This is a genomic window from Bifidobacterium animalis subsp. animalis ATCC 25527, assembly GCF_000260715.1.
Classification (GTDB): Bacteria; Actinomycetota; Actinomycetes; order Actinomycetales; family Bifidobacteriaceae; genus Bifidobacterium; species Bifidobacterium animalis.
In genome coordinates this window covers 1846062-1859464 of the sequence record NC_017834.1, presented here as the reverse complement: position 1 = coordinate 1859464, position 13403 = coordinate 1846062, and the positions used below count along the sequence as shown (strand labels likewise).

Annotated in this window: 8 protein-coding genes and 2 rRNA genes; 6 read left to right on the top strand and 4 right to left on the bottom strand. The window is 60.4% G+C overall.

Features of this window, described 5'->3' with window-relative positions:
• The first annotated feature begins 174 nt into the window (after nucleotides 1-174).
• From BANAN_RS07660 to BANAN_RS07645, 4 genes are all read left to right on the top strand, one after another.
• Nucleotides 175-3266: ribosomal RNA gene (locus BANAN_RS07660) — 23S ribosomal RNA — on the top strand.
• Between the two features lie 127 nt (nucleotides 3267-3393).
• A 5S ribosomal RNA gene (gene rrf, locus BANAN_RS07655) occupies nucleotides 3394-3510 on the top strand.
• A 247-nt stretch (nucleotides 3511-3757) separates the two neighbouring features.
• Nucleotides 3758-5335 (top strand): MFS transporter, encoded by a 1578-nt coding sequence (locus BANAN_RS07650; protein ID WP_014698326.1) that lies wholly within the window; start codon nucleotides 3758-3760, stop codon nucleotides 5333-5335.
• Nucleotides 5336-5380: 45 nt separating this feature from the next.
• Nucleotides 5381-5632 (top strand): hypothetical protein, encoded by a 252-nt coding sequence (locus BANAN_RS07645; protein WP_014698325.1) that lies wholly within the window; start codon nucleotides 5381-5383, stop codon nucleotides 5630-5632.
• Between the two features lie 429 nt (nucleotides 5633-6061).
• Here BANAN_RS07645 and BANAN_RS07640 read toward each other — a convergent pair whose 3' ends face one another.
• Together BANAN_RS07640 and BANAN_RS07635 are read right to left on the bottom strand one after the other, a co-directional pair.
• On the bottom strand, nucleotides 6062-6838 hold the full coding sequence (locus BANAN_RS07640; RefSeq protein WP_014698324.1) for a nitroreductase family protein: 777 nt from the start codon (nucleotides 6836-6838) through the stop codon (nucleotides 6062-6064).
• Between the two features lie 99 nt (nucleotides 6839-6937).
• Nucleotides 6938-7390: a DUF4235 domain-containing protein gene (locus BANAN_RS07635; RefSeq protein WP_237705806.1), complete on the bottom strand. Its 453-nt coding sequence runs from the start codon at nucleotides 7388-7390 to the stop codon at nucleotides 6938-6940.
• A 126-nt stretch (nucleotides 7391-7516) separates the two neighbouring features.
• On the opposite strand from BANAN_RS07635, the gene BANAN_RS07630 reads away from it, so the two are divergent.
• On the top strand, nucleotides 7517-8185 hold the full coding sequence (locus BANAN_RS07630; RefSeq protein ID WP_041777059.1) for a histidine phosphatase family protein: 669 nt from the start codon (nucleotides 7517-7519) through the stop codon (nucleotides 8183-8185).
• A 336-nt stretch (nucleotides 8186-8521) separates the two neighbouring features.
• Here the strand turns inward: BANAN_RS07630 and BANAN_RS07625 are convergent, their stop codons facing one another.
• Nucleotides 8522-10297, bottom strand: coding sequence for a glycoside hydrolase family 13 protein (locus BANAN_RS07625; protein WP_014698321.1), 1776 nt, complete (start codon nucleotides 10295-10297; stop codon nucleotides 8522-8524).
• Between the two features lie 357 nt (nucleotides 10298-10654).
• Between BANAN_RS07625 and BANAN_RS07620 the strand changes: the two genes are divergently transcribed.
• Nucleotides 10655-11986: an ABC transporter substrate-binding protein gene (locus BANAN_RS07620; RefSeq protein WP_014698320.1), complete on the top strand. Its 1332-nt coding sequence runs from the start codon at nucleotides 10655-10657 to the stop codon at nucleotides 11984-11986.
• 349 nt (nucleotides 11987-12335) lie between these two features.
• On the opposite strand, the gene BANAN_RS07615 is transcribed toward BANAN_RS07620, so the two are convergent.
• Nucleotides 12336-13346, bottom strand: a complete 1011-nt coding sequence (locus BANAN_RS07615; RefSeq protein WP_014698319.1) for a LacI family DNA-binding transcriptional regulator — start codon at nucleotides 13344-13346, stop codon at nucleotides 12336-12338.
• Between the last annotated feature and the right edge of the window lie 57 nt (nucleotides 13347-13403).

Genomic DNA, 13403 nt, shown 5'->3' with positions numbered 1-13403 from the left:
CATCGGCCCGCCCGTTGTGGGTGGGGTTGGTGTTCGTACTGTGATTCGAATCCGAGGAATCGTTTTTCTTGGGTTCGTTCGTATCGTGTGGGGGCGCGCCGTGTGCGGTGCGTCTCCGTGATCTGATGTCGTTCTAGGGTTTTTCAGTAGTGCTTTGGTCATGGCGGCCGTGTTGTGGTTGTCGTGATGGGCGTATGGTGGATGCCTTGGCAGACAGTACCGATGAAGGACGTGTGGGGCCGCGATAGTCCTGGGGGAGCCGCCGACATGGCTTTGATCCCAGGGTGTCCGAATGGGGCAACCCGCCAGCCGTCATGGGCTGGCACCGCACTTGTGCGGGGGGTACGCAGGGAAGTGAAACATCTCAGTACCTGCAGGAGAGGATACTCCGTGAGTAGTGGCGAGCGAAAGCGGATGATGGCTAAACCGTGCGTGTGTGATACCCGTCGGGGGTTGCGCGCATGGTGTCGTGGGAACGCCTGTCCAGCGGCCGACGCCGTTGGCTGTGGTGATAAATGCATGCGTGAGGCGAACCGGGTTGGATACCGGGCCGGAGAGGGTGATGGCCCCGTAGCCGTATGCGCGTGCACCATGGATGGTGTCTCCCGAGTAGCGCGGGACTCGTGGAATCCCGTGTGAATCCGCCCGGACCGTCGGGTAAGCCTGAGTATACCTGTCTGACCGATAGCGTACGAGTACCGTGAGGGAAAGGTGAAAAGCACCCCGGGAGGGGAGTGAAAGAGTTCCTGAAACCGTGCGCCCGCGAACCGTCGGAGCCCCCTGGTGGGGTGACGGCGTGCCTATCGAAAAATGAGTCTGCGAGTCAGTGGCATGTGGCGAGCATAAGCCGTGTGGTGTATGCGTAGCGAAAGCGAGTCTTAAAAGGCGTTTTGAGTCGCGTGTCCTGGACCCGAAGCGGGATGATCTAGCCCTGGTCAGGTTGAAGCGTGGGTAAGACCGCGTGGAGGACCGCACCCACTTAGGTTGAAAACTGAGGGGATGAACTGGGGTTAGGGGTGAAAGGCCAATCAAATTCCGTGATAGCTGGTTCTCTTCGAAATGCATTTAGGTGCAGCGTCGGTTGATTGCGTGTGGGGGGTAGAGCTACTGGATGCTTGCGGGCCCGTACCGGGTACCAACAGCAACCAAACTCCGAATACCCATCGCGTCTATTCCGGCAGTGAGTCGGCGGGGGATAAGCTCCGTCGTCGAGGGGGAGACAGCCCTGACCGTCGTCTAAGGTCCCCAAGCGCGTGCTAAGTGGGAAAGGATGTGGAGTCGCATAGACAGCCAGGAGGTTGGCTCAGAAGCAGCCATCCTTGAAAGAGTGCGTAACAGCTCACTGGTCTAGTGGTTCCGCGCCGACAATGTAGCGGGGCTCAAGCACGCCACCGAAGACGCGGATGCAACGTTGTGTTGCGTGGTAGGAGAGCGTCCCACACCGGGGCGAAGCGGCGGGGGAACCCGGCCGTGGACTGTGTGGGAGTGAGAATGCAGACATGAGTAGCGAGAGCAGGGTGAGGATCCCTGCCGCTGGAAGACCAAGGGTTCCAGGGCCACGTTCGTCGTCCCTGGGTGAGTCGGGTCCTAAGGCGAGGCCGACAGGCGTAGTCGAATGGATGAACGGGTCGATATTCCCGTACCGGCTTTCGGACCGACCAGCAGCCCGTGTGAACAAGGGCCATCCGATACGGTTGATGGGGGCTTCGGCCTTCTGATTCCGTTGCTGTTTGGCCTGGACGCGCATGGGTTGAGCGTTTCAGGAGTGACGCGGACGGGTAGCCGGCCGGGGAGGTGGTTTTCCCTGGTCAAGCGTGTGGCCCCGCCCCCAGGCAAATCCGGGGGCATGATGGGGTGAGGCGTGATGATGGGCGCTGTTCAGGCGTGATATCCGGTGATCCCGTCGGCCGAGAAAAGCTTCGGCGCGAGGTCCGTTGCCGCCCGTACCCCAAACCGACACAGGTGGTCTGGTAGAGTATACCGAAGCGATCGAGCGAATCCTGGTCAAGGAACTCGGCAAATTGCTCCCGTGCCTTCGGCATAAGGGAGACCCCCGGCGGTTCCGGCCCCGTTCGCGGGCCGCGGGCGGCTGGGGGTGGCACAGGCCAGGGGGTAGCGACTGTTTACCAAAAACACAGGTGCATGCCAAGACGCAAGTCGCCGTATATGCACTGACGCCTGCCCGGTGCCGGAAGGTTAAGAGGATCCATCAGCGTCCCCTCGCGGGATGCGAAGTGGTGAATTCAAGCCCCGGTAAACGGCGGTGGTAACTATAACCATCCTAAGGTAGCGAAATTCCTTGTCGGGTAAGTTCCGACCTGCACGAATGGCGTAACGACTTCCCCGCTGTCTCGACCAGGAGCTCGGCGAAATTGCAGTACGAGTAAAGATGCTCGTTAAGCGCAGAAGGACGAAAAGACCCCGGGACCTTTACTATACCTTGGTATTGGCATCAGGTGCGGATTGTGTAGCATAGGCGGGAGGCTTCGAAGCCACGGCGCCAGCCGTGGTGGAGCCGGCCAGTGAAATACCGCTCTGTCCCCATCTGATGCCTAACCCGGACAAGTGAGCCTTGTCGGGGAGAGTGCCTGGCGGGTAGTTTAACTGGGGCGGTTGCCTCCCAAAGAGTAACGGAGGCGCTCAAAGGTCCGCTCGGCCCGGTTGGCAATCGGGTGTCGAGTGTAATCGCACAAGCGGGCTTGACTGCGAGATCGACGGATCGAGCAGGGACGAAAGTCGGAGATAGTGATCCGGTGCCGGCGTACGGACGCGGCATCGCTCAACGGATAAAAGGTACCCCGGGGATAACAGGCTGATCATTCCCAAGAGTCCATATCGACGGGATGGTTTGGCACCTCGATGTCGGCTCGTCGCATCCTGGGGCTGGAGCAGGTCCCAAGGGTTCGGCTGTTCGCCGATTAAAGCGGCACGCGAGCTGGGTTCAGAACGTCGTGAGACAGTTTGGTCTCTATCCTCTGCGCTCGTTGGAATCCTGAGGAGGCCTGCCCATAGTACGAGAGGACCTGGGTGGACGAACCTTCTGGTATGCCAGTTTGTCCCGCCAGGGGGCACGGCTGGTTGGCCACGTTCGGGAGGGATAACCGCTGAAAGCATCTAAGCGGGAAGCCCGCTCCAAGATAAGGATTCCTGACACCCCCCCTGGGGGGTGTGTGAGACCCCATAGAGAACATGTGGTTGATAGACCGGACGTGGAAGCCCCGCGAGGGGTGGAGCCGACCGGCACTAACGGTCGAAGACAACCAACACCACCATGACACAAGCCAGGACAACCCCGGCGGCATCATCATGGCGGCACGAACACCAACATCCTTCAACACCCGCGTCCACGATCCGGTTCCCAATCCGCCACCCGAACGGAGAATAACAGAATTTTGCGGCGGCCATGGCCCAGGGGAGACGCCCGGTCCCATTCCGAACCCGGAAGCTAAGCCCTGGCACGGCGATGGTACTATGCCCGAGAGGACATGGGAGAGTAGCACACCGCCGCAACCACACTTCACAGGACCCCGAACCGGCACCACCGGCCCGGGGTCCTCGCATACCTACACCCCAACACACCACCAGAATCAGTCTCGGTGCTATTCTAGATAAGTATGTGCAATCTGCACAATATGCCGTGTACGCGGCACATCATATACAAGAGCTGATAGCGTGAACCCGCAGTACGCCTGGCACTATGCGGGTTTGAAATCGCCCTCCAGGCCAAGAAAGGTGGACCGGGAACGGTCCCGTTTCCATGAGCACACGCACTCCGGTGGAATCTGCGCAAACCAGTACCGAGAATCCTCACGCGTCCAAGCAATTCAAGCAATCTCAAAACAATGACCAACAGCCAGCCAATGCGGCCCAGGCGCTTTCCATAGGCCAGTTCCCCACAGTCATATCACGCAATCTCATTCTGTCGATCATCGCCACGGGAATCATGGCCTTTGTGGGCATCCTCACCGAAACGATGACGAATGTGCTGTTCCCTGTGCTCATGGAGCAGTTCTCAGTCTCCACGGCCACCGTGCAATGGCTCACCACCGGGTATCTGCTCATGGTGGCGGTGGTGATTCCGGTCTCATCGTATTGCAACCGCAGATTCACGAACAGAACCACATTCATCATTGCCATGGTGCTGTGCATCGCCGGTCTCGCCCTGGCCTCCATTTCGATGAACTTCGCGATGCTCATGCTGGCCCGTCTGCTGCAGGGTGCCGGCACAGGGCTGGCGCTGCCGCTCATGTTCAATATTGTGCTCGAACAGTCCCCACGACGTTCGCTGGGCCTGCTCATGGGCTTCGCCAGCATGGTCTGCGCCATCGCGCCCGCACTCGGACCCACTGTGGGAGGCGTGGCGGCCGAATACATGAACTGGCATTGGATCTTCGCACTGCTCATTCCGTTCATGGTCGTTGCGTTTGTTCTGGGCATTCGTGCCATAGAGACACATCACCCGGTGCACCGCCTGCCGTTCCCCCTCGTACAGCTCGCGTTCCTTGCCATCTCGTTCGTTGCGTTCGTGTTCGCGCTCGACCGCATGGGCGCCCTCATTCGCGCACGACTCGCCTCAGACGATGTGACACAGCAGGCACGGCTGCTCGGCGGTCTCGTCGTGCTCTGTATTGTTGCCATGGCGGTGTATGTGCATCTGAGCGGCCGTTCCGCGCAGCCATTGCTGCAGCTCGACGTATTGCGTGACATTCCGTTCCGCTGGCATTTGGTGGCCTATGTCCTGCTGGAGACGGTCACCATTGGCATGAGCTATCTCATCACGAACATGTCACAACTCGGCTATGGCACGAGTTCGATGACCGCCGGCTTGCTCATTCTCCCCGGCGCATTGCTCGGGGCCGCGCTCGGGCCGGTGGGCGGCGCACTGCTCGACAGATTCGGCGCCGCTCGGCCGATCATGATCGCCATGGCGTTTGCATTGCTCGGTCTGCTCATCATGCTGTTCATTCCGGCGAACGTGAACATCTGGATTCGGGTCATCGGCTACATCGTGTACATGTGCGGCTTCACGATGAGCTTCGCGAACACGATGACCGCCGGTCTCGCTGCCATCGCGCCGACACTGCATGCCGACGGCAACGCGATGTTCAATACTTTGCAGCAGCTCGGCGGTGCCGTGGGCACCACAGTGATGGCGCTCTGCCTGTCCATCGCGCAGTCCGGCCATGGCGAGGTCGGTTCGCGGGACTACATGGAGGCCACCAAGCAAGGCGGCGAATGGGCGCTCATCGTCGTCTCCGTGTTCGTGTTCGCCGCCATTCTCGCCAATCTGCGCGCTTTCCTCAACGACCGTCGCCAACATGTACGCATGCGCTGAGCGAGCAGTGCGCCCACGGTAAGCGCGGCCGCTTAGTATGGCCTTATGCACTACTTCACGCCGAAACGCTGCGAGACCACGACGAAGATCATGTACTATGATCGGCAAACCGCGTGGCAGGCGGCCGAACAGAGCCGTATCGAGCGCGGTGTGGAGCTGTGGGTGTACCAGTGCCAGTATTGCGGGCAATGGCATCTGACGCACCGCGATCCCGCGCTCGCGCAGGCCGTGGGCCATTTCAAACGCTCGCAGAAGCCATATTCGCGCAAGAAGGGTTTCAAGCCCCGTCGTCGCTGAAATCAGCAGATTGTGCGATATCAACAGATTGTGCGGTGTCGGATGGCTCTTTTGCCCAATCGCATACCGTGCTCAATCTGCCATGTGAGGACTTTCGCGCGGCTCGGTTCACGGAATCTTCCGTGTAATCGACCGCAGATTGCTGCCTATCTGGCATATTTCTCGGATGCCTCCGTATAATCTGCCATTTTCCTACCCTGTGGTGGCATTTTTTGCGGAAGTCTCCGTATGATTGACCGCAGATACCGTGGAAAACAGCATATTTCACGGAAAATTCCGTACGATTTGCCGCAAATCGCTGCCTGTGCGGCACATTATGCGGAAGCTTCCGTGAACCGTGCCGCGGGGTGCCCCAATATGGTCGGTTTCGCGGAAGCTTCCGAAAAACATGCCGTTTTAGACTGCCGCGCTAACGGCGCTACTGCCGAGCTACTTCTCCAGGTCGAAGCCCTGCGCGCGGGCGTGCTCGAAGCCCATCTCGAGTGCGGCGGTGGACGTGGCCTTCTTCGTGGTCATGTCGCTGTATGCGCGCTCGGAAAGATCCTTGCCGCGGGTGTCATAGTAGGCCTGCACTTCGCGGTCGTATTTGCGAATGCCGTCCAGAATCCTGTTCGGCTCGGCGTTGTACGAATCGTCGAAGAACTGGATATCGCGCGGCAGTCGCGGCTTCGGGTCGGGGTGCTGGTCTGGCTTGCCGAGCGCGAGGCCGAGCACAGGGTATGTGTACTTCGGCAATGCGAGCAGCTTGACCAGTTCGGGAATATTGCCGAGAATCGAGCCGAGAATCACAGTGCCGAGCTCGAACGATTCCGCCGCCGTCTCCATGGCATGCAGTGCGAGCACGGCGTCGTTCTGCGCCTGCGAGAAACGGTAGCTGTTCTTGAGCGTGAACTCGTCGGAATCTGCCGCCACGTCCTCGGACTGCGCGATCAACGAGTTGCGGTATTGATCGAGCACGAATATGTAGAGCACGGGCGCGTTCGCAATGTAATCCTGATTGCAGATGCGCGCGATCTCAGATTTCACCGCCGGATTCTTGATGCGAATCACAGACCAGTCGTTGAGATACTGGCTGGATGCGGTGTTCTGTGCGGTCTGCTCGATGGTGTTGAGCACATCCGGCTCGATGGCCTCGTCTTTGAAGGCGCGAATGGAGACGCGCTCGAGCAGCACGTCCACGGTGTCATTGTGAATAATCTTTGCCATAGCTCACATTATTCATGGTGCCGCGCACATGCACAACAACTTAGCCGATTGGCGCAACGTCGGTCATGTCGCTGCGCATGTGCCGCATATGGAGACGCGCTATTTGCGCTTGCGCTGCAGTCTGCTCACAATCGACTGGGTGAGCTTGTCGGAATAGGTGGTCACGACTGTGCCGAACGCGGCGGAGGCGGCGGCGAACAGCACGCTCATAAGCAGGCCCTGCTTGCGGTCTGCCTCGTCGTCTTCCGGGCCGGGGTGCACTTTGTTCGTCACTAGATTCCACACCGACTGGAACGCCTTGCCCGCCACCATGCCGACCAATGCGGGGAATGCCAGTTTGAACGCCTTGTCTCCCAGCGTGTCGGGGTCGCGCATGCGCTGCTCGCGCAGATCGGTGATCTTGCTGTTCACCTTGTCGATCCGCTGCACCGTCTCTTTCGTCGTGTTGTCCAGATTCGCGAGTTTCTCGTTCGTGTCGCGTGTGTGCGCCGACTGCACCGGTTTCGCCGTCGCCATGGACAGATCGGGCGCTGTCTTCAACTTTCTAGCCATGGGCACCAGTGTAGAGCACGCGCGGGCCGTACGCGCGCGGGATATTCGGGCATGCGCTCGCGTATGGCTGCGAAACACGGTAAAGTGATGCACAAGTTTGTTTCCTAGAGAAAAGACGGTGCCGTCGTGGAATCTTCAGGCAAATTGGTATTGCTCCGCCATGGACAGACGGTGTGGAGCCAGTCCGGCCAATACACCGGCCGCACGAACATTCCGCTCACGCCGGTGGGGCGCGAGCAGGCCGCCGCCGCGGGCGAGCGGTTGCGTGCCACGTTCCCGAACGGTTTCGCGCCGCGCAACATCTACACGAGCGATCTGGCGCGCGCCATGGAAACCGCAGAGCTCGCCGGATTCGCAGACCACAACGTGACCGCCGACCTTGAGGAGTGGGATTACGGCCGCGCCGAAGGCCGCACGCGCGAGCAGCTCAATGCGGCGGCCGGCTACGAGTGGAACGTGTGGCGTGACGGCCCGCGCTCGCTTGACGAGACGCTGTCGGGCACGCGCATTGAAGTGTTCGACGATGGCTCCGAGATCACCGTGGTCAACGGGGAGGGCGAGGTCATTGAAGATGCCGCCGCACGCACCCGCGCAGTGATTGAACGGGTGCTGCCTGCCCTGCTCGCCGGGGAGAACGTGCTGCTGGTGGCGCATGCCCATATTCTGCGTATTCTGACGTCGCAATGGCTCGATCTCGCACCGGATTTCGGCCGCAAGCTGCACCTTGACACCGCGCACTACAGCGTGCTCGGCATATACAAGGGCGATCACGTGATCTATAGCTGGAACAACTAGGCTCTAGCCGCAGATTGTTCGGGCGTGGGCGATACCAGCAGCGGCGTCGGCTTGGGCCGGGCCGAAAGGCCTCGTCGCTGGAGCGCAAGCGCCCTTGACGTTCCTCAACCTTTCGGCCCGGCCCAAGCCGACGCCTCAACCTTCGATGCTCGCTTACGGTCTGGGAGTGCGCCTTTTCCCGTTTGCGCGAAGGGAAGGGTAATGCCGAGCGAAGCGCCGGCGTGGAGGGCGGAGATAGGGTTGAGGAACGTCAAGGGCGCTTGCGATCCAGTGATGAAGCCCTATCCCCGCCCTCCACGCCGACGCTCCGCGACTGCCCTCGCGATTACTGCCGACTCATGGGAGCAGCATCCAGACGGCAGTGTCGGCAGACAGCTTGTGCGGTTCGTCGAGCGGCTCGGAGCTCAAAACCACCGTGCCTGCGGGCAGGTCGATCGGATCGGGGCCGAAGTTGACGATGCACGCGAAGGTGCCATCGCCCTCACCCGTGCAGGGGCGCGTATAGGCGACCACTTCGGCGTTGTGGGCGTTGAAATCGGTGCCGGGTAGCCATGTGATGTCGTCGGTGTCGTCGCTCGGCGTCAGGTGTTCCTGGCGGAATTGCATCGCCTGCCGGTACAGGTTGAACATCGAGGTGTCGTCGGCCATCTGCTTGTCTGCGGCATACTGCTTGTACCACAACGGCTGCGGCAGATGCGGATCGGCCGGCGCCGAACCGTCGGCCGGGGCGTCGGAGAAGCCGAAGGAGGCTCCGGTGCCGAACAGCGGGTTCCAATCCGCAGGCCGGGGCTCGTCGTCGGCACGCCATGGCAGCGGCACGCGGCAGCCGTCGCGGCCCTTCTGCGCGCCGGCATGGTCGGTGTGGAACGCGATCGGGTCCTCGAGATGATCCCACGGAATGTTCGCCACTTCAGGAAGGCCGAGCTCCTCGCCCTGATACACGTACACCGAGCCCGGTAGGCCGAGTTCCATCAGGATCGCCGCACGGGCGCGTCGTGTGCCGAGATCGCGGTCCTCGATGTATGTGGTGCCGTCGCGCAGCAGCCAGTCATTCGGCAGCTCGTGATAGCCGGTGGTGGGCACCTGCGGCAGGCCGTAGCGGCTGGCGTGGCGCACCACATCGTGGTTGCTCATCACCCAGGTGGTGGTCGATTCCGCGTCGTGTGCCGACCGGATGCCGTCTTCGATGGCCGCCTTGAACGCCGCCGCATTCCAGTTCGCCTTGGCGAATTCGAAGTTGAACACCTGCCCGAGCTCGCCTTCGCGCGCGTAGAGGTGCTGGTGCTCCGGAATCACCCATGCCTCGCCGACGGCGAAGCGTGCCGGCTGGTATTCGTTGAACACGGCGTTCCATTCGCGGTAGATGTCGTGCACTTCAGGGCGGTCCCACAAAGGGTTGTCCTCATCGCGATTGTCGGTGTTGAACACGCAGTCCGCGTCCATCTCGGCGAGGGGTTTGCTGTCGAGATCCTTGGCGAGGCCATGCGCCACGTCGATGCGGAATCCGTCCACACCGCGGTCGGACCAGAAGCGCAGTGTCTTCTTGAAGTCCTCATGCACCTCGGGGTTCTTCCAGTTGAGGTCCGGCTGTTCCACTGTGAAGATGTGCAAATACCATTGGCCGTCGGCCACGCGTTGCCAGGCCGGGCCCCCGAACAGCGACTGCCAGTCGTTTGGCGGCAGTTCGCCGTGTTCACCGCGCCCTTCACGGAAGATGTAGCGGTCGCGTTCCGGCGAGCCGGGCTCCGCGGCCAGTGCAGCCTGGAACCACTCGTGCATGTTCGAGGTGTGGTTCGGCACGATGTCGACGACGATCTTCATGCCATGCGCGTGGAGTGCCGTCACGAGTTCGTCGAAATCCTCAAGCGTGCCCAGGCGTGGGTCGACGTTGCGGTAGTCGATCACGTCATAGCCGCCATCTGCAAGCTCGGAAGGGTAGAACGGGGAGAGCCAGATGGCATCCACGCCAAGGTGCTTGAGATACGGCACCTGCTTGGTGATGCCGGCGATGTCTCCGAGTCCGTCGCCGTTCGCGTCGCGGAAGCTGCGCGGGTACACCTGGTAGACGACGGCTTGTTTCCACCAGTCGTCGTGCATATTGTTCGCAGTCATGGAAGCTCTTTTCTTGTTCTTAGAAACAAATTCAGGAACCATTGTAATACCGTTTGCCCGGTCGCTCCGCCGTGTCGTCCGGAGACGTAATGCTGGGCAAAATGCCCATATTGCAGATTGTCCGCAAACGCTTTCATATTGCGTGTCGCGATGAAAAGTGTTGAAAATAAAGTATTTTTGAGCTGATCTGCGCGGTAATCTCCACAATTTGTGCGCAAACGAGATGCCCACGTTTGCAATCTGCTTGAGAATGATGCATAATGAAGGGGCTACGAAGTTCGCGAGGGCGCGGCTTCAGGAAAATACTTCGGTACCACTCCGGTGCGTGACTGAAGTGGGATGAGGAAAGGTTCGAAGATGAATCGCACAGTGAAAGCAACAGTGGGTCTCGTGGCGATCGCCGCAATGTCTCTGACCGGCTTGGCGGCGTGTGGCGGAAGCAGCGCGGACGACGGCAAGGGCAAGGTCTACTTCCTGAACTTCAAGCCGGAGGCCGCCGACCAGTGGGTCGCGCTCGCCAAGAAGTACACCGACAAGACCGGCGTGCAGGTGAAGGTGCAGACCGCCGCCTCGGGCACCTATGAGCAGACGCTCAAGTCCGAGCTCGCCAAGAGCGATGCGCCGACGATCTTCCAGGTCAACGGCCCGGTGGGCTACCAGAACTGGAAGGGCTACACCGCCGATCTCAAGGACACCGGCATCTACAACGAGCTCAACAACAAGGACATCGCGCTGAAGGACGGCGACAAGGTCGTGGGCATTCCGTACGTCATGGAGACCTACGGCATCATCTACAACAAGGACCTGCTCAAGAAGTACACCGAGCTGCCGGGTGCCAAGATCAAGGACGCCAAGGAGATCAACTCCTTCGACAAGCTCAAGGAAGTCTCTGACGACATGCAGGCCAAGAAGGACCAGCTCGGCATCAAGGGCGCCTTCACCTCCGCAGGCTTCGACTCCAGCTCCGACTGGCGTTTCAAGACCCACCTGGCGAATATCCCGCTCTCCTATGAGTTCAAGGAGGACGGTGTGACCACGCAGCCGGAGACGATCAAGGGCACCTACCTGCCGAACTTCAAGAACATCTTCGACCTGTACCTCAAGGATTCCACCACCGCTCCGTCGCAGTTGAGCTCGAAGACCGGTGACGACGCGAACTCCGAGTTCGCACTCGGCGAGGCCGCGTTCTACCAGAACGGCACCTGGGCATGGACCGACCTGCAGAAGGCCGGCATGAAGGCGGATCAGGTGGGTATGCTCCCGATCTACATCGGCGCCAAGGGCGAGGAGAACCAAGGCCTGGCCACCGGTTCCGAGAACTACCTGTGCGTCAATGCGAAGGCCTCCGAAGCCGACCAGAAGGCCTCGAAGGACTTCCTGAACTGGGTCGTCACCTCCGATGAGGGCATCAAGGCGCTGTCGGAAGACATGGGCTTCACCACGCCGTTCAAGACCTTCGACAAGGTGAAGAGCGACAACCCGCTCGTCGAGGAGGCCGTCGAGGACTCCAACTCCGGCAAGCAGCAGGTCGCCTGGAACTTCACGATGATGCCGTCGGAGGAGTGGAAGAACCAGCTCGGCCAGGCCATGCTCGCCTACGCGCAGGGCAACGGCAGCTGGGATGACGTGCAGAAGGCCTTCGTCGACAACTGGAAGACCGAGTACGGCAACGCCCACGCCAACCAGTGAGCGCTGAATGGGGACGTGGATTCCGCGTCCACTTCTTCCACGTGGAACCCATGCTGAATAACTAGCGAGAGGAGGGCCACCCCAATGGGGTGGCCCTCCTCTTTGTGTATATGGACTTTGTGTATATGGACACGTTCCTTCTCTTGCATTAAAAAGCTTCCTCCCTGCGTAAACGGGGACATATTCCGGTGCAGTTTTGTCTTTTTACGCAGAAAGTGCCGGGATCGTTCGCTGGCGGGGCATAAAGATGCGTAAAAGGGGACAGAATTACGCTAATTCTGTCCCCTTTCACGCCGTTTATCTTGGATCGCTTACTCCCTGTGCGTAAGAGGCGGGGTGTTGAGAAACGTCAGGCGATGTACTTGGCGGTGCTCGAACGCACGACAAGTTCCGCCGGAATCATGCGGAACAGATGCTCGGGCTTTTCGCCCTCGATGAGCTTGACGGTCATTTCAGCGGCCATCTTCGCCATCTCGATCGGATCCTGTGCAATGGTGGTCAGGCCGATGTCGTTTGCGTAGAAGCTGTTGTCGTAGCCGATCACCGAAATGTCGTTCGGCACCTCGTATCCGCTGCGCTCGAGCTGGAAGATGAGCGGCACCGCAATGCCGTCCTCCTGGCAGGCAATGGCGGTGGGCATGCGCTCGAGGCTCATGAGATCGGTGAGTACGCGGCGAATGCGATCGGGGCCTTCCTGCGCCACGATCACCGTGGGGGAGATGCCTGAGCCCGCGCAGCATTCCATGAACGAATCGAAGCGCTGCTGCACGGAGAAGTGCAGTGAGACGTCACGGTTCGTGCGCACGTAGGCGATGTCGCGGTGCCCCAGATTGATCAGGTGGCGCGCGGCGAGAATGGAGCCCTGCGTGTCGTCGATGTTCACGGCCGCGGTGAATCCGAGTTCGCGCGGCATCACCGAGTTGATGCCGATGATCGGCACATTGGCGCTCGCCAGCTGGGCGATCTCGGTCTCATCGGCGTCGAAGGAGGCGACGATCACGGCGTCGGCATTGCGGCGTACCGGCAGCATCTCGAAGAAATCGCGGCGCTCCTCAATGCTGGAAATCTGGAAAATGGAGATGTCATACCCTTCGGCGTGAAGCACCTGATTGAGGCCCTCGATCACGGAGGCCGAGAACCAGAGGCGAATATGGTCGCTCATGAGCAGCGCGACGCGCATGGCACGGCCGGTTTTGAGCGCGGCCGCCGAGCGCGATGTGGAGAAATTGAGCTCCTCGGCAATGCGCAGCACTTTCTCGCGTGTGGCCGCCGACACCAGCTCGGGTCGTGTGAATGACCGGGAGACCGTGGAAATGGAGACGTGGGCCGCTTTGGCCACGTCCTGAATGCTTGCGTTCACCTCTGCCCTCCTTGTTCGGGAAGCGGGTCGCCTCGCTTCGCTCGACTCTATACAGCA